This is a genomic window from Acidovorax sp. SRB_14, from assembly GCF_012932145.1.
GTDB lineage: Bacteria > Pseudomonadota > Gammaproteobacteria > Burkholderiales > Burkholderiaceae_C > Simplicispira.
In genome coordinates this window covers 141,917-162,117 of the sequence record NZ_MWOK01000008.1, presented here as the reverse complement: position 1 = coordinate 162,117, position 20,201 = coordinate 141,917, and the positions used below count along the sequence as shown (strand labels likewise).

17 protein-coding genes are annotated in these 20,201 nt (G+C 67.3%); 14 read left to right on the top strand and 3 right to left on the bottom strand.

Features of this window, described 5'->3' with window-relative positions; genetic code table 11:
- The 5 genes from B2J86_RS08740 to B2J86_RS08720 all read left to right on the top strand — a co-directional run.
- A partial coding sequence (locus B2J86_RS08740; protein ID WP_173025245.1) for an electron transfer flavoprotein subunit alpha/FixB family protein occupies nt 1-924 on the top strand: 924 nt, incomplete at its 5' end.
- 81 nt (nt 925-1,005) lie between these two features.
- Entirely contained in the window at nt 1,006-2,796 is a 1,791-nt protein-coding gene (locus tag B2J86_RS08735; RefSeq protein ID WP_169169462.1) for an acyl-CoA dehydrogenase, read from the top strand.
- Between the two features lie 117 nt (nt 2,797-2,913).
- The gene (locus tag B2J86_RS08730; RefSeq protein WP_169169461.1) at nt 2,914-3,867 is read left to right on the top strand and encodes a nitronate monooxygenase family protein; all 954 of its coding nucleotides are present in this window, start codon (nt 2,914-2,916) and stop codon (nt 3,865-3,867) included.
- A gap of 177 nt (nt 3,868-4,044) precedes the next feature.
- Nucleotides 4,045-6,042, top strand: a complete 1,998-nt coding sequence (gene acs / locus B2J86_RS08725) for an acetate--CoA ligase (protein WP_169635470.1) — start codon at nt 4,045-4,047, stop codon at nt 6,040-6,042.
- A 195-nt stretch (nt 6,043-6,237) separates the two neighbouring features.
- Complete coding sequence (locus tag B2J86_RS08720; protein ID WP_169169459.1) at nt 6,238-6,699, top strand: LapA family protein; 462 nt, start codon at nt 6,238-6,240, stop codon at nt 6,697-6,699.
- 122 nt (nt 6,700-6,821) lie between these two features.
- Here B2J86_RS08720 and B2J86_RS08715 read toward each other — a convergent pair whose 3' ends face one another.
- Nucleotides 6,822-7,127, bottom strand: coding sequence for a c-type cytochrome (locus B2J86_RS08715; protein WP_169635502.1), 306 nt, complete (start codon nt 7,125-7,127; stop codon nt 6,822-6,824).
- A 106-nt stretch (nt 7,128-7,233) separates the two neighbouring features.
- On the opposite strand from B2J86_RS08715, the gene B2J86_RS08710 reads away from it, so the two are divergent.
- On the top strand, nt 7,234-7,476 hold the full coding sequence (locus B2J86_RS08710; RefSeq protein ID WP_169169458.1) for a TIGR04438 family Trp-rich protein: 243 nt from the start codon (nt 7,234-7,236) through the stop codon (nt 7,474-7,476).
- A gap of 84 nt (nt 7,477-7,560) precedes the next feature.
- Here the strand turns inward: B2J86_RS08710 and ilvD are convergent, their stop codons facing one another.
- Nucleotides 7,561-9,267: a dihydroxy-acid dehydratase gene (gene ilvD / locus B2J86_RS08705; RefSeq protein WP_173025244.1), complete on the bottom strand. Its 1,707-nt coding sequence runs from the start codon at nt 9,265-9,267 to the stop codon at nt 7,561-7,563.
- Between the two features lie 99 nt (nt 9,268-9,366).
- Here ilvD and B2J86_RS08700 point away from each other — a divergent pair, with 99 nt between their 5' ends.
- The 7 genes from B2J86_RS08700 (at nt 9,367) to B2J86_RS08670 (ending at nt 17,116) form a co-directional block, all read left to right on the top strand.
- Entirely contained in the window at nt 9,367-10,284 is a 918-nt protein-coding gene (locus tag B2J86_RS08700; RefSeq protein WP_173025243.1) for a LysR family transcriptional regulator, read from the top strand.
- A gap of 51 nt (nt 10,285-10,335) precedes the next feature.
- On the top strand, nt 10,336-11,172 hold the full coding sequence (gene lgt / locus B2J86_RS08695; protein WP_173025242.1) for a prolipoprotein diacylglyceryl transferase: 837 nt from the start codon (nt 10,336-10,338) through the stop codon (nt 11,170-11,172).
- Between the two features lie 271 nt (nt 11,173-11,443).
- A complete protein-coding gene (locus B2J86_RS08690; protein ID WP_173025241.1) occupies nt 11,444-12,109 on the top strand; it encodes a GntR family transcriptional regulator in 666 nt (221 codons plus the stop codon).
- The gene (locus tag B2J86_RS08685; protein ID WP_173025240.1) at nt 12,106-13,578 is read left to right on the top strand and encodes a malonyl-CoA decarboxylase; all 1,473 of its coding nucleotides are present in this window, start codon (nt 12,106-12,108) and stop codon (nt 13,576-13,578) included. The genes B2J86_RS08690 and B2J86_RS08685 overlap by 4 nt, the downstream gene beginning before the upstream one ends.
- Before the next feature lie 40 nt (nt 13,579-13,618).
- Nucleotides 13,619-14,611, top strand: a complete 993-nt coding sequence (locus tag B2J86_RS08680) for a tripartite tricarboxylate transporter substrate binding protein (protein WP_173025239.1) — start codon at nt 13,619-13,621, stop codon at nt 14,609-14,611.
- A 124-nt stretch (nt 14,612-14,735) separates the two neighbouring features.
- The gene (locus tag B2J86_RS08675) at nt 14,736-15,557 is read left to right on the top strand and encodes an enoyl-CoA hydratase/isomerase family protein (protein ID WP_173025238.1); all 822 of its coding nucleotides are present in this window, start codon (nt 14,736-14,738) and stop codon (nt 15,555-15,557) included.
- A 5-nt stretch (nt 15,558-15,562) separates the two neighbouring features.
- Nucleotides 15,563-17,116 (top strand): malonyl-CoA synthase, encoded by a 1,554-nt coding sequence (locus B2J86_RS08670; protein WP_173025237.1) that lies wholly within the window; start codon nt 15,563-15,565, stop codon nt 17,114-17,116.
- Between the two features lie 104 nt (nt 17,117-17,220).
- Here B2J86_RS08670 and B2J86_RS08665 read toward each other — a convergent pair whose 3' ends face one another.
- Nucleotides 17,221-17,664, bottom strand: a complete 444-nt coding sequence (locus tag B2J86_RS08665) for a universal stress protein (RefSeq protein WP_169169466.1) — start codon at nt 17,662-17,664, stop codon at nt 17,221-17,223.
- 103 nt (nt 17,665-17,767) lie between these two features.
- On the opposite strand from B2J86_RS08665, the gene B2J86_RS08660 reads away from it, so the two are divergent.
- Nucleotides 17,768-20,197 carry a cation-translocating P-type ATPase gene (locus B2J86_RS08660; RefSeq protein ID WP_173025236.1) on the top strand — a complete coding sequence of 810 codons (2,430 nt, stop codon included), beginning with the start codon at nt 17,768-17,770 and terminating at the stop codon, nt 20,195-20,197.
- Nucleotides 20,198-20,201 lie beyond the last annotated feature (4 nt).

Here is a 20,201-nt window from a genome sequence, read left to right as displayed (position 1 = left end):
GAACACGACAACGCGTCCCTCAAGGGCGCCACGCTCCACACCGTCACCGCTGCTGCCGCCTGCGGCGGCGACGTGCACGTGCTCGTCGCCGGCCACAACGCGGCAGCGGCCGCGCAGGCCGCCGCCCAAATAGCCGGCGTCGCCAAGGTCCTCCACGCCGACGCCCCCGGGCTCGAACACGGCCTCGCCGAGAACGTCGCCGCGCAGGTGCTCGCGCTCCAGGGCGATGGGGCTGGCAACTACAGCCACATCCTGTTTGCCGCCACGGCCGGCGGCAAGAACGTCGCGCCGCGCGTGGCCGCCCGGCTCGACGTCGCGCAGATCAGCGACATCACCCGCGTGATCTCGGCCGACACGTTCGAGCGCCCGATCTACGCGGGCAACGCGATCGCCACCGTGCAGAGCCTGGACGCCGTCAAGGTGCTCACCGTGCGCACGACGGGCTTTGACGCGGCGCAGGCTGCCGGCGGCAGCGCTGCCGTCGAGCCCACGGCCGCCACGCCGGATGCGGGCCAAAGCCGCTTTGTCGGCAGCGAGATCGCGCACAGCGACCGGCCCGAACTGACGGCCGCCAAGATCATCGTCTCGGGCGGGCGGGCGCTCGGCAGCAAGGAAAAGTTCGACGAAGTGATCACGCCGCTGGCCGACAAGCTGGGAGCCGCGATGGGCGCAAGCCGCGCCGCGGTGGACGCGGGCTACGCGCCCAACGACTGGCAGGTCGGGCAGACGGGCAAGATCGTCGCGCCCGAGCTGTACGTGGCTGTGGGCATCTCGGGGGCGATCCAGCACCTGGCGGGGATGAAGGACTCGAAGGTGATCGTTGCGATCAACAAGGACCCCGAGGCGCCGATCTTCTCGGTGGCCGACTACGGCCTGGAGGCCGACCTGTTTGCGGCCGTGCCGGAACTGGTCAAGGCCCTGTAAACCCCGCCGCCACCCCCAGGGCATCCTTCGCGATGCCCTTTTTTGTATCTGGACAAGCCACGCACCCCGCAGGAGAGACCCATGAGCTATACCGCCCCCACCAAGGACATGCTGTTTGCCATCGAGCACCTGGCCCATATCGACCAGGTCGCGCAGATGCCCGGCTTTGAAGACGCGGGCCTCGACACCGCCCAGGCCGTGCTCGAAGAATGCGCCAAGTTCAACGAGGGCGTGCTCTCGCCGCTGAACTGGGAGGGGGACCAGAACCCGTCGAGCTTCCAGGCCGGCGCCGTCACCACCACGCCCGGTTTCAAGGACGCGTTCCGCCAGTACGCCGAAGCCGGCTGGCAAGGCCTGCAGCACCCGTCCGAGTTTGGCGGCCAGGGCCTGCCCAAGACCATCGGTGCGGCCTGCATCGAGATGTGCAACAGCGCCAACCTGAGCTTTGCACTGTGCCCGCTGCTGACCGACGGCGCCATCGAGGCCCTGCTTACGGCCGGCAGCGATGAACTCAAGGCCACCTACCTCGAAAAGCTGGTGACCGGCCAATGGACCGGCACCATGAACCTCACCGAGCCCCAGGCCGGCTCGGACCTGGCGCTGGTGCGCACGCGCGCCGAGCCGCAGCCCGATGGCCGCTACAAGGTCTTCGGCACCAAGATCTTCATCACCTACGGTGAGCACGACATGGCCGAGAACATCGTGCACCTGGTGCTGGCCCGCGTGCAGGGCGCCCCCGAGGGCGTCAAGGGCATCAGCCTGTTCGTCGTACCCAAGTTCCTGGTGAACCCCGATGGCAGCCTGGGCGCGCGCAACGATGCGCACTGCGTCAGCATCGAGCACAAGCTGGGCATCAAGGCCAGTCCCACGGCGGTGCTGCAGTTCGGCGACCACGGCGGCGCCGTGGGCTACCTGGTCGGCGAGGAGAACCGCGGGCTCGAATACATGTTCATCATGATGAACGCCGCGCGCTACGCCGTCGGTGTCCAGGGCATCGCGATTGCCGAGCGCGCGTACCAGAAGGCCGTGCAGTACGCGCGCGACCGCGTGCAAAGCCGCCCCGTCGACGGCAGCGTGCAGGGCAGCGCGACCATCATCCACCACCCCGACGTGCGCCGCATGCTCATGACCATGCGCGCCTACACCGAGGGCTGCCGCGCCATGGCCACCACGGCGGCGGCCGCCTACGACGCGGCGCACCACCACCCTGATGCCGAGGTGCGCAAGCAGAACGCCACGTTCTACGAATTCATGGTGCCGCTGGTCAAGGGCTACAGCACCGAGATGAGTATCGAAGTGACCAGCCTGGGCGTGCAGGTGCACGGCGGCATGGGCTTCATCGAGGAGACCGGCGCAGCGCAGTACTACCGCGACGCGCGCATCCTGACCATCTACGAAGGCACCACGGCCATCCAGGCCAACGATCTCGTGGGCCGCAAAACCGCGCGCGACGGCGGCCAGGCCGCGCGCGCCATTGCCGCGCAGATCGAGCAGACCGAAAGCCAGCTGGCCGCCAGCGGCACGGCCGCGGCCCAAGCCGTGGCCCAGCGCCTGCAGGCCGCGCGCCTGGCGTTTGTCGATGTGGTGGACTTCGTCGCCCGCCAGACCAAGACCGCGCCGAACGCCGTGTTCGCCGGCAGCGTGCCCTACCTCCTGCTGGCCGGCAACCTGGCGGCGGGCTGGCAGATGGCGCGTGCGCTGCTGGTGGCGCAGCAGCTGTTGCCCCAGGGACAGGACGAGGCCTTCCTGCGCGCCAAAATCGCCACGGCACAGTTCTATGCCGAGCACATCCTGGTCAAGGCCGGTGGCCTGCGCGACAGCATCGTGGACGGTGCCGGCAGCGTGGTGGCGCTGGAGCTGGACGCGTTCTGACGCCCAGGGCAGCCCGCATACGCGGGTTGTTGTGCTATTAATATATGAGCTTGCAGTGCTTGACCAGCAAGCGTTATAGGCCGATTTCATTCAAAATCACAAGGATCCGGAGACGCCATGTCCAAGCTGCCCCCCGTTTTGCAAAAGCTGTCGCTGCCCGTCATCGGCTCGCCGCTGTTCATCATCAGCAACCCGCAGCTCGTGATCGCGCAGTGCCAGGCGGGCATCGTCGGCGCGATGCCTTCACTCAACGCGCGACCGGCCGCGCAGCTCGACGACTGGCTGGCCGAGATCACCGAAACGCTGGCCGCCTACGACCGCGCGCACCCCGACGCGCCTGCGGCGCCGTTCGCCATCAACCAGATCGTGCACAAGAGCAATGACCGGCTCGACCACGACATGGAAGTCTGCGCCAAGTACAAGGTGCCGATCGTCATCACGTCCTTGGGCGCGCGCGAAGACGTGAACCAGGCCGTGCACAGCTGGGGCGGCATCGTGCTGCACGACATCATCAACAACAAGTTCGCGCGCAAGGCGATCGAGAAAGGCGCCGATGGCCTGATTGCTGTCGCCGCCGGCGCCGGCGGCCACGCGGGCGTGAAGAGCCCGTTCGCGCTGATCCAGGAAATCCGCCAGTGGTTCGACGGCCCGATCGCGCTCAGCGGCGCCATCGCCAGCGGCAACGCGATCCTGGCCGCGCAGGCCATGGGCGCCGACTTCGCCTACATCGGCTCGGCCTTCATCGCCACGCAAGAAGCGCGCGCCAGCGAGGCCTACAAGCAGGCCATCGTCAGCGGCAGTTCGGACGACATCGTCTACAGCAACCTGTTCACTGGCGTGCACGGCAACTACCTGGCGCCCTCGATCCGCGCCGCCGGCATGGACCCCGACAACCTGCCCGAGTCCGACCCGAGCAAAATGAACTTCGGCGGCGACGCCAAGAAGGCCTGGAAGGACATCTGGGGCTGCGGCCAGGGCATTGGCGCCGTGACCGAGGTCACCAGCGCTGCCGCGCTGGTCGAGCGGCTGCGCCGCGAGTACCTGGCCGCGCGCGCGCGCCTGGCGCTCTAGCGGTCTGTGCCCGGCGCGGCAAAAAGCGACCACGGGTGGCCGCACAAAAGGGAAGGAGCGCGGCACGTCGCCGGGGGCTTGCGGCGCCCCTTGGTAAGCTCCATGCCCGTCAGTGGTATGTAAGTGGCCGCGCTGAAAGTATGGGCAGCCTTTTATTGATCTTCAGGAGACACCACCATGAGTGCGCAACCGTCCGCCATCCAGTCCACATTGGTTGAAAACCGGGTTTTTCCGCCGTCTGAGGCCACCGTGAAGGCCGCCCGGATCTCGGGCATGGCGGCTTATGAGGCCTTGTGTGCGGAGGCCGAGCGCGACTTTGAAGGCTATTGGGCACGCCTCGCCCGCGAACAGCTGCAATGGAGCAAGCCGTTCACCCGCACGCTCGACGAGTCCAATGCACCGTTCTACCGCTGGTTTGACGACGGCGAGCTCAACGCTTCGGCCAACTGCCTCGACCGCCACATGGGCACGCCCACCGAGAACCAGACCGCCATCATCTTCGAAGGCGACGATGGCCAGGTCACGCGTGTGACCTACAAGGAGCTGCTGGAGCGCGTGGCGCAGTTTGCCAATGCGCTCAAGGCCCATGGCATTGCCAAGGGTGACCGCGTCCTGCTCTACATGCCCATGACCGTGGAAGGCGTGGTCGCCATGCAGGCCTGCGCCCGCATTGGCGCGACGCACAGCGTGGTGTTTGGCGGCTTCAGTGCCAAGGCCGTGCACGAGCGCATCCTGGACGTGGGAGCCGTGGCCGTCATCACGGCGAACTACCAGATGCGGGGCGGCAAGGAACTGCCGCTCAAGGCGATCATCGACGACGCGCTCGCCATGGGCGGCTGCGAAGCGGTGCGCAACGTGTTCGTCTATGAGCGCACACCCACCGCGTGCGCGATGCAGGCCGGCCGCGACAAGACTTTCGCGGAAGCACTGGCGGGCCAGAGCAGCGAGTGCGCGCCCGAGCCCGTGGGGGCCGAGCACCCGCTGTTCATCCTCTATACCTCGGGCTCCACCGGCAAGCCCAAGGGTGTACAGCACAGCACGGGCGGTTACCTGCTGTGGGCGAAGACCACGATGGAGTGGACTTTCGATATCCGCCCCAGCGACGTGTTCTGGTGCACTGCCGACATCGGCTGGATCACCGGCCACACCTATGTGGCCTACGGGCCGCTGGCCGCAGGCGCCACCCAGATCATCTTTGAAGGCATTCCGACGTTCCCCAACGCGGGCCGCTTCTGGCAAATGATCGAACGCCACCAGTGCACCGTGTTCTATACCGCGCCCACGGCCATCCGCTCGCTCATCAAGGCGGCCGAAGCCGACCCGGCCGTGCACCCGGCGCGCTCCGACTTGTCGAGCCTGCGCATTCTGGGCAGCGTGGGCGAACCCATCAACCCCGAAGCCTGGATGTGGTACTACAAAAACGTCGGCGGTGAGCGCTGCCCGGTGATCGATACCTTCTGGCAAACCGAGAACGGCGGCCATGTGATCACGCCGCTGCCGGGCGCCACGCCGCTGGTGCCGGGCAGCTGCACCCTGCCACTGCCCGGCATCATGGCCGCGGTGGTCGATGAAACCGGCAACGATCTGCCCAACGGCGCGGGCGGTATGCTCGTCATCAAGCGCCCCTGGCCGAGCATGATCCGCACGATCTGGGGCGACCCGGAGCGATTCAAGAAGAGCTACTTCCCCGAAGAGATGGGCGGCACCGTCTACCTGGCGGGCGACGGCGCCGTGCGCAGTCCCGACCGCGGCTACTTCCGCATCACGGGCCGCATCGACGACGTGCTCAATGTCTCGGGCCACCGCATGGGCACGATGGAGATCGAGTCCGCCCTGGTCGCCAAGACCGATCTGGTGGCCGAAGCCGCCGTGGTGGGGCGCCCCGACGACCTCACGGGCGAAGCGATCTGTGCCTTCGTGGTGCTCAAGCGCAGCCGCCCCACAGGCGATGAGGCCAAGGCGATTGCGAAAGAACTGCGCGATTGGGTGGCCAAGGAAATCGGTCCCATTGCCAAGCCCAAGGACATCCGCTTTGGCGACAACCTGCCCAAGACGCGCAGCGGCAAGATCATGCGCCGGCTGCTGCGCAGCATTGCCAAGGGCGAGCAGATCACGCAAGACACTTCGACGCTGGAGAACCCGGCGATCCTGGAGCAGTTGTCGCAGGCCAATTGAGCCGTCGCACCCCACCAGGAGGCCGCCCTGCCGCAAGACAGGGCGGCTTTTTGTTGTGGGGAGCACAAGCGCGCTGGTGTAGGAGAGGGGCGGAAATCGCCGAGCTGCGTGCCGCGAGCCCGGCAAGTTGGGGTACAAGGGCGCTTGACCCCGAACACCCCGCGCGCCAAGCGCGCCCACCGCTGGAGCCCCGCCATGAACCTCAGAACCTTTTTCTTGCTGCTGACTGTGGCGGCCATTGCGCTGCTGGCGGCATTGAACTGGAACACGCTGGCGGCACCGTCGCCCGTGTCGCTGGGGCTGGTGTCGTTCACTGCACCATTGGGCTTGCTGATGCTGGGGTTGACCGTTTTGCTGGGCGTGTTCTTTGTGGCCTACGTGCTGTCGCTGCAAGGCACGGTGCTCATGGATGCACGCCGCCATGCCAAGGAGATGCAGGTGCAGCGCGAATTGGCGGACAAGGCGGAGGCTTCGCGTTTCACGGAATTGCGCCAGTACCTCGAAACGCACCACAGCCAAGCGCAATCGGCTTTGTGGGCCCGGCTCGATGCGCTCGACGCACGGATCGCAGCGCGCATGCTGGAATCCGACAACTCCACGGCTGCTTACGTGGGGCAGCTGGAGCAGCAGCTGCGCGCAAGGCGCGACCTCGGCTGAGCCCGGTGGCGCATCGGATGGCATAGCCACGCACCAAAAAAAGGGCCGCGTCCACACAAACTTGCGTGGACGCGGCCCGACGCGCCTTGGCACCCGCAGGGCGCCAAGTGCGGCTGGCAGCCTTACTTCTGTGCCAGCACCCAGTCGGCCAGCTTCTTGGCATCGGCTTCATTGACCTGGGGGTTCGCAGGCATGGGCACCGGGCCCCATACGCCCGAACCGCCCTTCATGATCTTGGTGGCCAGCTTGTCGGTGGCATCCTTCTGGCCGGCGTACTTGGCGGCCACGTCCTTGAAAGAAGGACCGACCAGCTTCTTGTCGACTGCATGGCAGGCCATGCAGTTTTTGGACGTTGCGAGGGCTTGGTCGGCCATGGCCGGGGCGGCCACCGACAGCGTCATGGCAAGAGTGATCAGGGTGCGTTTCATCATGGTTCTTTCCTGTGGTTGGGTTACAGTGCCTTGGACTTTAACGCGATTCGCACGGCTCCAGTTGACGAAGAGCAGAGGACGCAGAGACTGGCGAGGGCAAGATATGTATATGTTGGGACTGGGGATCATTCTGGTGCTGCTGAAGTCGCTGCACATCGGCCCCCCCGCGGACTGGTCGTGGTGGTGGGTCGTGGCGCCGTTTGCACTGGCGGCCGCATGGTGGGCCTGGGCCGATGCCACTGGCTACACCAAGCGGCGCGCCATGGAAAAAATGGACAAGCGCAAGCGGGACCGCATTGACCGGCACAAGGATGCCCTGGGCATGCGGCCCCGCAAGCCGCGTTGACCGGCAAGATAGCGCCTTCGCCGGCCTCTCTGCAAAAGTGCCTGCGGCATGTTTGCCGCAGGCACTTTCAGCCCACGCCCTGCGTCAATAGTTGTCCAGCACCGCACCCTTGCTGGCGCTGGCGGCGTTGAACGCGAACTTGGCCTGTACGCCGCGCGTATAGCGCGGGGCGGGGGCCTTCCAACCTGCCCGGCGTTGGGCGATCTCGGCCTCGGGAACGTTGAGCTCCAACACCAGCTGGTGTGCGTCGATGGTGATCGAGTCACCTTCCTCCACGAAGGCAATCGTGCCGCCGGCCGCCGCTTCGGGAGCGACGTGGCCCACCACCATGCCCCAGGTGCCGCCCGAGAACCGCCCGTCGGTGATCAGGCCGACGCTCTCGCCGAGGCCGGCGCCGATCAGCGCGCCCGTGGGTGCCAGCATCTCGGGCATGCCCGGGCCGCCCTTGGGGCCCAGGTAGCGCAGCACCATCACATCGCCGGCCACGATCTTGCCGTCGAGGATGGCTTGCAGGGCCGACTGTTCGTCGTCAAACACGCGCGCCGGGCCGGTGATCACCGGGTTCTTCAGCCCGGTGATCTTGGCGACCGCGCCTTCGGGGCTCAGGTTGCCCTTGAGGATGGCTAAGTGCCCTTGCGCGTACATGGGCTTGTCGATCGGACGGATCACGTTCTGGTCGGCGCGCGGCTGGTCGGGCACGTCTTTCAGCACTTCGGCGATGGTCTTGCCTTCGATGGTCAGGCAGTCGCCGTGCAGCAGGCCGGCGTTGAGCAGTACCTTCATGACCTGCGGAATGCCGCCGGCCTGGTGCAGGTCCACCGCGAGGTACTGGCCGCTGGGCTTCAAATCGCAGAGCACGGGCGTCTTCTGGCGCACGCGCTCGAAGTCGTCGATGCTCCATTCGACGCCCGCTGCGTGGGCAATGGCCAGGAAGTGCAGCACCGCGTTGGTCGAGCCTCCTGTGGCCATGATCACGGCGACGGCGTTTTCGATGCTCTTGCGCGTCACGATGTCGCGCGGCTTGATGTCTTTCTTGATCGCCTCGATCAGCACCTTGGCCGATTCCTTGGCCGAGTTCTGCTTCTCGTCGTGCGGGTTGGCCATGGTGCTGGAGTAGGGCAGGCTGATGCCCAGCGCCTCGAAGGCGCTCGACATGGTGTTGGCCGTGTACATGCCGCCGCAGCTGCCGGTGCCGGGAATGGCGCGCTTTTCGATCTCGTGCAGGTCGAAGTCGCTGAGCTTGCCGGCGGCGTTCTCGCCCACGGCCTCGAACACGCTGACGATGTTCAGGTCCTTGCCTTGGTAGCGGCCAGGCAGGATGGTGCCGCCGTACACGTAGATGGCGGGCACATTGGCGCGCAGCATGCCCATCAGGCCGCCGGGCATGTTCTTGTCGCAGCCGCCGACCACCAGCACGCCGTCCATCCACTGGCCTTGTACGCAGGTCTCGATGCAGTCGCTGATGACCTCGCGGCTGACCAGGCTGTATTTCATGCCCTCGGTGCCCATCGCCATGCCGTCCGAAATGGTCGGTGTGCCAAACACCTGGGCGTTGCCGCCGGCTTCCTCGATGCCCTCAATGGCCGCGTCGGCGAGCCTTTGCAGGCCCGAGTTGCAAGGCGTGATGGTGCTGTGGCCATTGGCGACGCCGACCATGGGCTTGGAGAAATCCGATTCCTCGTAGCCCATGGCGTAGTACATGGAGCGGTTGGGCGCACGCGACTTGCCCTGGGTGATGTGGGCGCTGCGCTCGTTGACGGGGCGGATCGGGATGACTGTGCTGTCTGCCATGGGGTTTCCTGTCGGGGGTGGTTTTTCCAGGCACCAGTATGCGGTCATTGGCGCGGGCGATCCAATCCGTTTGAAGGCGTTCATTGATATGCTGCGCATATGAGTGAGCCTCTGATTGATATGCGCGCCTGGAAGCAGTTCGCCGCCGTGGCGCAGGAATTGCACTTTGGTCGCGCGGCCCAGCGCCTGCACATGACGCAGCCGCCGCTCACCCAGGCCATCGCCGGGCTGGAAAAAAAGCTGGGCCTGCGCCTGTTCGACCGCAGCCAGCGCAGCGTGCAGCTCACGGCCGCGGGCAAGGCGCTGCTGCCGCAGGTGCTGGACCTGCTGGCGCGTGCGCAGCAGCTGCCCGGCCAGGCGCGTGCCGCGGCCGCAGGGGAACTGGGGCGCCTGCGGCTGGCGTTTGTCTCGACCGTGGGCTTCGGTCCGCTGCCGCAGTGGGTGCGCGCCTTTCGCGCCGCGCTGCCCGGGGTGCACCTGGAGTTGATCGAGGCCACGGGCGACGTGCAGCTGGACGCGCTGCAGCGCGGCGACATCGATGCCGGGCTGCTGTTGCATGCGCCCGGGCAGGCGCCGCCCGCCCTGGAGCGCCTGCGCGTGGCCAGCGAACCCCTGGTGCTGGCCCTGCCCGAGCACCACGCCCTGGCCACGGGCACGGCGCTGGACTGGGACGCGCTGCTGGACGAGCCGCTGGTGATCTTTCCGCGCCGCATCGTGGCCTCGCTGTACGACGCCATCGCTGCGCTCTACCACGCGGCAGGCCACGAGCCCCGCGTTGCGCAGGAAGCCATCCAGATGCAGACCATCGTCAACCTGGTGTCGGCCGACCTGGGCGTGGCCTGGGTGCCGGCCAGCGTGCGCCAGTTCCAGCGGCCCGGCGTGGTGTACCGCGAGGTGCCGGCCGAGGCCGGCGTGCCGCACTGCGAAACCAGTCTGGTGTGGCGCGATGCGGTGCCCAACGCGCCCGCGCTGGCGCGCTGGATCGACTTCGTGCGCGCGGCCCTGCCGGTTCCGTGACACGCACGGGGACGGCCGAGCTGCCGCGGCGCTGCGTGCACAATCGCCCGCATGCTGATGTATCCCCATATCGACCCTGTTGCGCTGCAAATCGGCCCGCTGGCCATCCACTGGTATGGCCTGACCTACCTGGCGGCCTTTGGCCTTTTCATGTTTCTGGGGACGCGGCGCCTGCGCCACGCGCCCTTCGCCTCCCTCACCGGGCCGGGCGCCTGGACGCGCAAGGACGTGGAAGACATCCTGTTTCTTGGTGTGGTGGGGGTGGTGATCGGCGGCCGGCTGGGCTACTGCCTGTTTTACAAGCCCGGTTACTACGCCACGCACCCGCTTGAGATCTTTGCCATCTGGCAGGGAGGCATGAGTTTCCACGGCGGCCTGCTGGGGGTGATTGCCTCCATGGTCTGGTTTGCGCGCTCGCGCCAGCGGCCCTGGCTGCAGGTCGCCGACTTCGTGGCGCCCTGCGTGCCCACGGGCCTGGCGGCAGGGCGGGTGGGCAACTTCATCAACGGCGAACTGTGGGGTCGCTTTGCCAGCCCCGAGTTGCCCTGGGGCATGGTGTTTCCGCAAAGCGGCTCGATGCTGCCGCGCCACCCTTCGCAGGTCTACCAGTTCCTGCTCGAAGGCCTGCTGCTGTTCGTGCTGCTGTGGCTGTATGCACGGCGCGAGCGGCGCCAGGGTCAGGTGGCGGCGGCGTTCCTGTTCGGCTATGGCGTGTTCCGTTTCATTGCCGAGTTCTTCCGCGAGCCCGACAGTTTCCTGGGCCTGTTGCCGCTGGGCATGAGCATGGGCCAGTGGCTGTGCCTGCCGATGATTGCCGCCGGTGTGGCCCTGTGGCTGTGGGCGCAGCGCCAGCCCATGAATATGGGTCAGACAGGCCTCAAACGCTGATGGGTCAAGCGCTTGTAGCTATTAAAACAATAGCTTTCTACCTCGCGTGGGCTGCTGCCTGCCGGGCAGTGCCTGGGCAATAGCGTCAGCCCGGCGCAGCCCGGAAGAGACAGTGCTTTCCCCTATGGCAGGGACAACGTGACCTTTCATAATTATGTGAAATTACGCTGATATCCTGCGTGAGAACGCTCTCTTACCTATTTTGCTCAATGCCTGTCCCGTTCGCCGACCCCTTGCATGCCCGAGCCCGCGCGGCCGGCTGACTTCGGCCATGCGCACGGTTCCCAACTCCCTGCACGACGAAGCCGCTGCACAGTTGCGTGAACAGATTTTTGCCGGTGCGCTGGCGCCGGGCAGTTTTCTGGACGAGGGCGCGCTGTGTGAGCGCCTGGCGATTTCGCGCACGCCGCTGCGCGAGGCGCTCAAGGTGCTGGTGGCCGAAGGCCTGCTGCGCCACGAGCCGCGCCGCGGCTGTTTTGTGGCCGAGGTGACCGAGCGCGACCTCGACGAAATTTTTCCCGTCATCGCCCTGCTCGAAGGGCGCGCCGTGCACGAGGCCACGCGCAATGCGGGCGAGGCCGACCTGGCCGCGCTGCACCTGCTGCACGAGCGCCTGCAGCAGCATGCAGCGGCAGGGCATATCGCGGGCTACTACGAGGCCAATTTCGCCATCCACGAGGCCTTCATCGCGCTGGCCGGCAACCGCTGGCTGGCCCAGGTGATTGGCGACCTGCGCAAGATCCTCAAGCTCGCGCGCCTGCAGCAGCTGCGGGCGCCCGGCCGGCTCGAGCAAAGCCTGGCCGAGCATCTGGACATTTTTGCCGCGCTGCAGCGGCGCGACTGCGAGGGCGCCGAGGCCGCCATGCGCACCCACCTGCTGCGCCAGCGCGAGGCGCTGCGCAGCGTTGCCCGCCACCACTCGATACTGCTGCCATGAAAAACGTCCCCGACTGGCTTGCCCGCGGCATGGCCCGCCTGCTTCCTGCCCAGCCCGGGCCGGATGCCCAGGCCGCAGCGCCAGCCCCGAAGGCCAAGGCGGCCCCTGCGCCGCGCACCACGCACGAGCGCCTGCAGGCCACACTGCGGCGCACCCATGAAGCGCTGTCGCCACGCGCGCTGCGCCGCGTGCTGGCGGACTTGCAGGCGGTCGTCGCGCCGCGCACCAGCGAGCTCGAAGGCGGGCGCCGCGCACAGGCCGTGGCCGATTGGTACGCACAGGCCCAACCCGAGGCGCGGCGCGACCTGTGGCTGCTGATGTGCGAGCAGTTTGCGCCCGACGCCACGCGCTTTGCCTCGGCGCACGAGCGCTACGAGGCTGCGGCCGGCACCGCCGAAGAGGGCCAGGCCGAAATCGGCCTGCGCCGCGCGCTGGTGTCGCCGCGCACGCGGCTGCTGCAGCGCTTTGCGGTGTTTCCCGAAGGCATGCGCTTTCTGGTGGACCTGCGGGCCGAGCTGCTGCCCCACCTCAAGGGTGACAAGCGGCTGCTGGCGCTCGATGCGGAGCTGGAACACCTGTTTTCGACCTGGTTCGACGTGGCCTTTCTAGAACTGCGGCGCCTGTCGTGGGACTCGCCCGCCTCGCTGCTCGAGAAGCTCATTAAGTACGAGGCCGTGCACGACATCCGCAGCTGGGCCGACCTGAAGAACCGCCTCGACAGCGACCGCCGCTGCTATGGCTTCTTCCATCCGCGCCTGCCGAGCGAGCCGCTGATCTTTGTCGAGGTGGCGCTGGCCGATGGCATCTCGAGCAGCATCACGCCGCTGTTGGACGAAGCAGCGGCGCCCACCGACATCGCGCGTGCCACCACGGCCATTTTCTATTCGATCAGCAACACCCAGGCCGGGCTGCGCGGCGTGAGCTTTGGCGACTCGCTGATCAAGCATGTGGTCGACACGCTGTGCGCCGAATTCCCGCGCCTGCGCACCTTTGCCACGCTCTCGCCGATTCCCGGTTTTCGCGCCTGGTTGGTCAAGAATGCCGATGTCATGGTCGATCGGCTGGGCGAGAAGCCGCGCGCAGAGCTCGCCCGTGCCGTGGACGCCGAGCCGCTGCAGATCGCGCCTTTACTGGCCGCGCCTTTGCTGGCCGCGGCCGACAGGGCGGCGCAGCTGGACGCCAAATCGCCGGTGCGCCATTGGCTGATGCAGTGCGCCGCCCATTACCTGGCGCGCGAGCTGCCGGGCGGCAAGCCGGCCGACGCGGTGGCGCGCTTCCATTTGGGCAACGGCGCGCGCGTGGAGCGCCTGAACTGGGCGGGCGATCCGTCCGCCAAGGGCCACAAGCAGTCGTACGGCCTGATGGTCAACTACCTGTACGACCTCAAACGCATCGACAAACACCGCGGCCTGCTCGCGCAGGGCCGCGTTGCGACGTCCAAGGACATCGAGAGCCTGTGCCCCCCTTGACCCGGGGCCCGACCATTTTTACAACGAGAGGAGACAAGCGATGGCAGAGCATTTGAATCGGCGCGGCATCTTGCGCAGTGGCGCCGCAGCGGGGCTGGCGCTGGCAACGGCCGGCAGTTGGGCGCAGGCCAGTGCCTGGCCGAGCAAACCGGTGACCCTGGTGGTGCCGTTTCCCGCCGGCGGCGGCACGGACGCGTTTGCGCGCCCGCTCGCAGCGCAGTTTGCCAAGGCGACCGGCAAGACCCTGATCATTGACAACCGCGGCGGCGCCGGTGGCACCGTGGGCGCAAGCTACGCCGCCAAGGGCGCGCCCGATGGCTACACGCTGTTCATGGGCGCCGTGCACCACGCCATCGCGCCCTCGATGTACCCCCGGCTCGACTACGACATCGAAAAGGACTTCATTCCACTGGCACTGCTGGCCAACGTGCCGCAGGTCGTGGTGGTCAACCCCAAGGCCGTGCCGGTCGCCAACTTCCAGCAGTTCCTGGCCCACGTCAAGCGCAACCCGGCCAAGCTCAACTACGGCTCGGCCGGCGCGGGCACCTCGCACCACCTCGCGGGCGAGCTGTTCAAGCAGCAAAGCGGCACCTTCATCACGCACATTCCCTACCGCGGTGCGGGCCCGGCGCTGCAGGACCTGATCGCCGGCAACGTCGACATGATGTTCGACGGCCTGGGGTCTTCGGCCACGCACATCAAGAGCGGGCGCATCAAGGCGCTGATGGTCTCGGGCGCCAAGCGCAACCCGGCCTTCCCCGACGTGCCCTGTGCCGCCGAGGTGGGCATGCCCGACTACACCGTCACCACCTGGTACGGCCTGTGGGCGCCCAAAGGCACGCCCGCCGACGTGCAGGCACGCATCGTCGAGGAGATCCGGCGCCTGGGCGCGGCCGATGAACTCAAGGCCGTGTGGGCCAGCAACGGCGCCGAGTACGGCGGCATGACGCAGCAGCAGTTTGCCGCCATGGTCAGCGGCGAAGTCAAGCGCTGGGCCCAGGTGGTCCAGACTTCGGGCGCCAAACTCGAATAATTCCCTTTCTAAATCAAACGATTACTTTGTCGGCTTCGCTTGCTGTGCTACAGCACTGTCTGCGCTTCGCCTTCGCGTACTCGATTGATTGAGAAATGAAATAAGGCACAGAGAAAGGCTTTGGATGTCCGGAGAAGTTGTCGCGGCGCGGGCCGCAGGGGCGGCGGGCGAGGCCGGGGTGGTGCGGGTCACGCTGCGCCACGAAGGCCGGCTCAATGCCATGTCGCGCGCCATGTGGCGCGAGCTGCGCGCGGTTTTCGAGCGCATCCAATGCAGCACCGAGGTGCGCTGCGTGCTGGTGGCAGGCGAGGGCGGGGCGTTCTGCGCGGGCGGCGACATCTCCGAGTACCCGGCCTTCCGCTTTGACGCAGCCGAGCTGCGCGATTTCCACGAAAACGACGTCTGGGGCGGCCTTGCGGCCATGCTCGACTGCGACGTGCCCATCGTCGCCGAGATTGCCGGTGCCTGCATGGGCGCGGGCGTCGAGATGGCCAGCTGCTGCGACCTCCGCATCGCGGCCCGCACGGCACGCTTTGGCGCGCCGATCGCCAAGCTCGGCTTTCCGATGGCGCCGCGCGAAGCGCAGCTGGTGGCCGGCGCGGTCGGCGAGCTCACCGCGCGCCAGATGCTGCTGGAAGCCGCGACCTTCAGCGCGGGCGACATGCTGGCGCGCGGTTTCCTCAGCCGGGTGGTGGACGGCGACCTGCTGGCCGCCGACGCGCTCGGCACGGCCTGCCGCATCGCCGCGCTGGCGCCCGGTGCGGCGCGCCTGAACAAACAAACGCTTCGCGCACTGAAAACGGCGCAAACGCTTTCTAGCACTGCGCAAGTAGCTATTGAAAGCATAGTAAATTCCGCGGCGATCGATCCCTATGCCTACGCCGACGGTGCCGAGCACCGTGAAGGCATCACCGCATTCCTGGCCAAACGTTCCCCTGTCTTTTGAATCCCATGACTTTCCAGAACCTGTTCACGGCCCTGCGCGCCGCTTTCCCATCCGACCTGGACCAGACCGCCGTGGAGACCACGGCGCCCGATGGCCAGACCCTGCGGTACAGCTGGCGCGACCTCGAACATGCCAGCGCGCGCATCGCCAACCTGCTGGCGTCGCTGCAGCTGCCCGAAGGCAGCCGCGTGGCCGTGCAGGTCGAGAAATCGGTCGAGGCCATGGTGCTGTACCTGGCGACGCTGCGCGCGGGCTATGTCTTCCTGCCGCTCAACACGGCCTACCAGAGCGGCGAGATCGAATACTTCGTCGGCAACGCCGAGCCCGCCGTGGTGGTGTGCACGCCAGGCAACTTCGGCTGGGTGTCGAAAATCGCCTTCACGGCTGGCACGCAGCATGTGTTCACGCTCGGCGACGACCGTACGGGCAGTCTGCTCGAACGCGCCGCGCACCATGCCGCCGAGCATGTGCCTGCGGTCAGGGGCGCCGACGACCTGGCCGCGATTCTCTACACCAGCGGCACCACGGGCCGCAGCAAGGGCGCGATGCTCACGCACGGCAACCTGCTCTCGAACGCCCGGGTGCTGCAGGACTACTGGGGCTTTGAGCCCGGTGACGTGCTGATCCACGCGCTGCCGATCTTCCATGTGCACGGCCTGTTCGTGGCGATCCACGCCGCGCTGCTCAATGGCAGCAAGATGATCTGGATGGCGAAGTTCGATCCCAAGGCCGTGCTCGCCGCGATGCCGCGCGCCACCGTGTTCATGGGCGTGCCGACGCTCTACGTGCGCCTGCTGGCCGAGCCGGGGCTCACCAAAGAAGCCGCGAAGAACATGCGCCTGTTCATCGCGGGCTCGGCCCCGCTGCTGATCGAGACTTTCACCGCATGGCAGCAGCGCACGGGCCACACCATCCTTGAGCGCTACGGCATGAGCGAGACCATCATGCTCACCTCCAACCCGTACAGCGCCGACGCGCGCCACGGCGGCCAGAGCGAGCGGCGCGGCAGCACCGTGGGCTTTCCGCTGCCCGGCGTCGGCCTGCGCGTGGTGGACGACGCGAACCGGGCGCTGCCCGTGGGCGAGATCGGCAACATCCAGGTCCAGGGCCCCAACGTGTTCAAGGGTTACTGGCGCATGCCCGAGAAGACGGCCGAAGAGTTCACGGCCGATGGCTGGTTCAAGACCGGCGACGTGGGCCAGGTGGATGAGCGCGGCTACGTGAGCATCGTCGGTCGCAGCAAGGACCTGATCATCAGCGGCGGCTACAACGTCTACCCGGCCGAGATCGAGTCCGCCATCAACGAGCTGCCCGGCGTGGCCGAAAGCGCGGTGGTGGGCGTGCCGCACCCGGATTTTGGCGAGGTCGGCGTGGCGGTGGTGATCGCCCGGCCCGGCGCGCAGCCCGAGGGCGAGGCCATCCTAGCCGCCCTCAAGGCGCAGCTGGCCAACTTCAAGATTCCCAAGCGCTGCTTCGTCGCCACCGAGCTGCCGCGCAACGCCATGGGCAAGGTGCAGAAGAACCTGCTGCGCGCGCAGTACGAGAAACTGTTCGCCTGACACGCCCCCACAAAAAAAGCACGCACCGACCTTGTTCCGGTGCGTGCTTCACTATTTATAGCTTCTAGCGCTTGCTGTGCAAGCGCTAGGGCCTTGTTTGGCTCTTAACGCAGAACTAGCACAGGAATGTGCGAATGGGTCAGCACATGCTGCGTCTCGCTGCCCAGCAGCAGGCGCTTGAGGCCCTTGCGGCCATGCGAGGCCATCACGATCAAGTCGCAATTGTGCTTTTTGGCGGCAGAGATCACGGCCTCGGCCACCAGGTCGGATTTGGCCACCACAGGCTTCACCACCACACCCTGGGCGCCGCCCTCGGCCTTGACGCCATTGACCAGCGTCTGGGCCGCATCGCCCCACTGTTTTTCAATCCGCTTGATATCGTCTGCATCCGTGGGCAGGCCGCCTTCGAAATAGCTGCGCGGGTAGCGTGGCACGACTTTGAGGGCAACAACGGTGGCGCCGGAAAGTGCCGCCAGAGACAGGCCGCTTTCCACGGCTTTCTCGGACAGGGGGGATCCGTCGGTGGCGATCAAAATGCGCTTGTACATGCTTGGCTCCTTTTTTGCAAAATGTAAGCTTACGGCGGCGGGGTGTATTTCAGGATTGATACATATCAAGCAGTATGGCATGCAGAAGCGGTAAGCTTGAGCCATGTCAACGATTTCCAACGCTCTGCTTTCCTCGGCAGACAGCGTTTCTGACACCGCGCAAGAAGCTTCCAGCGCCCGTGTGACCGACGCGCTTTTGGACGATCCGCAGGAGTGGGCGTCCTTCGGGCGGCCGTGTGCCGAGGCGCGCCCGCAGAGCCTGCCTGCCGGTGCGTGGGAATCGCACTTGGTGATTGGCGGCATGCACTGCGCCGCCTGCGCCCTGACCATTGAAGAGGCCCTGCGTGCCGTGCCCGGCGTGGCCCAGGCCGACGTCAGCGCCGCCACACAGCGCGCGCGCGTGGTCTGGCAGCCCGGACAGGTGCTGCCGTCGCAGTGGCTGGCGGCGGTGCGCCGCGCCGGCTACAGCGCTCTGCCGGCCATGGATGCACTCGCGCGCGAGCAGCGCCTGCGCGAGCACCGCCGCGCGCTGTGGCGCTGGCTGGTGTCGGGTTTTTGCATGATGCAGGTCATGATGTATGCGTGGCCGGCCTATGTGGCCTTGCCTGGCGACCTGACGCTGGAGATGGAAACCCTGCTGCGCTGGGCTTCCTGGGTGATCTCGCTGCCGGTGGTGTTGTTCGCCTGCGGCCCGTTCTTCTCCAGTGCCCTGCGCGACATCCGCCAGCGCCGCGTCAGCATGGACCTGCCCGTGGCCCTGGGCATGGGCATCACGTTCGTGGTCAGCACGATCGGGACGTTCGACCCGGCAGGCCTCTTTGGCCGCGAAGTTTTCTACGACTCGCTGACCATGTTCGTCTTCTTCCTGCTCACGGGGCGCTGGTTGGAGTTGCGCCTGCGCGACCGCACGGCGGGCTCGCTGGAGGCGCTCATGAACCGCCTTCCCGACAGCGTGGAGCGGCGTGCCACCGGCGGGCATTTCGAGCGCGTGTCGGTGCGCCGCTTGGTGGTGGGCAACACCGTGCGCGTGCTGCCCGGCGAGGCGTTTCCGGCCGACGGCTGCATCACCCGAGGCCACACCCTGGCCGACGAGGCCTTGCTCACGGGCGAGTCGACGCCCGTGGCGCGCCCCCAAGGCAGCAGCGTGATCGCGGGGAGCTACAACCTGCAGGCGGCCGTGGAGGTGCGCGTGCAGGGCACAGGCCAGAGCACGCGTTTTGCCCAGATCGTGGCCCTGATGGAGAGCGCGTCGCTGCAAAAGCCACGCCTGGCCCAGCTAGCCGACCGCGTCGCACGCCCCTTCCTGGTGCTGGTGCTGCTGGCGGCCCTGCTGGCGGCCGTGTGGTGGTGGCCCACCGATCCGGGTCATGCGCTCATGGTGGCCGTGTCGGTGCTGATCGTGACCTGCCCGTGTGCCCTGTCACTGGCCACGCCGGTCGCCATGCTGTGTGCTGCCGGAACGCTGGCGCGCCACGGTGTGCTGGTGCGCAATTTGCAAGGCCTGGAGGCGCTGGCCGAAGTCGACACCCTGGTGTTCGACAAGACCGGCACGCTCACGCGCGACGGCATGGTGGTGCGCGGCGTGCAGGCGCCGGGCCGGCTGTCTGCCGCCGATGCCACGGCCTTGGCGGCCACGCTGGCAGGCCAGTCCTTGCACCCCGTCTCGCGTGCCCTGGTGGCCGCCGCACAGGGTCAGGCCGGGGCTGCGGCGACGCGCTGGCACATTGCGCAGCTGCAGGAAACCGCAGGCCATGGGCTTACTGCCTGGCTGCAGGACGGGGACGGCGTTCTGCCCCCGGGGCGTGTGCTGCTGGGGTCGCCCCGCCATACCCGGCAGCGTGCCGCGCAGGATGCCACGGCGCAGCAGGTGGTGCTGGCTTGGCAAGGCGAGGGCGCCGAGCCTGTGGAGCTGGCGCGCTTCGATTTGAGCGAAGACCTGCGCCCCGAGGCCGCGGCTGCTGTGCGGGCGCTGCGCCAGGCAGGTGTCGCGGTGCACCTGCTGTCGGGTGACCGTCCCCTGGCCGCCGCGCGCATTGCCACCCAGGCCGGCATCGACCAATGGCAGGGCGACTGCACGCCGCAGGACAAGCTCGAGACGCTGCAGGCATTGCAGGCACGCGGGCAGCGCGTGGCGATGGTGGGCGATGGCCTCAACGACGGTCCGGTGCTGGCGGGCGCGCATGTATCGTTTGCCTTTGGCCGTTCCGTACCCTTGGCCCAGTCGCGCTCCGATTTTGTCGTGCTCGGTGGCGATCTGGCGCTGATTGCACAGTCGCTGCTGCTGGCACGGAACACCCTGCGCGTGGTGCGCCAGAATTTGTGGTGGGCCGCGGGCTACAACGCGCTCGGCGTGCCGCTGGCGATTGCCGGGTACATGCCGGCCTGGTTGGCGGGCCTGGGCATGGCGCTCAGCTCGCTGCTGGTCGTGCTCAATGCGGCGCGGCTGTCGCGGGCCCTCCCCGCATTGGGCCAAGGCGCAGACAGCACGGTGGCGTCCGCTGCGCCGGCGCCTGTCGCTGCTGTGGCGGCCTGAGGTC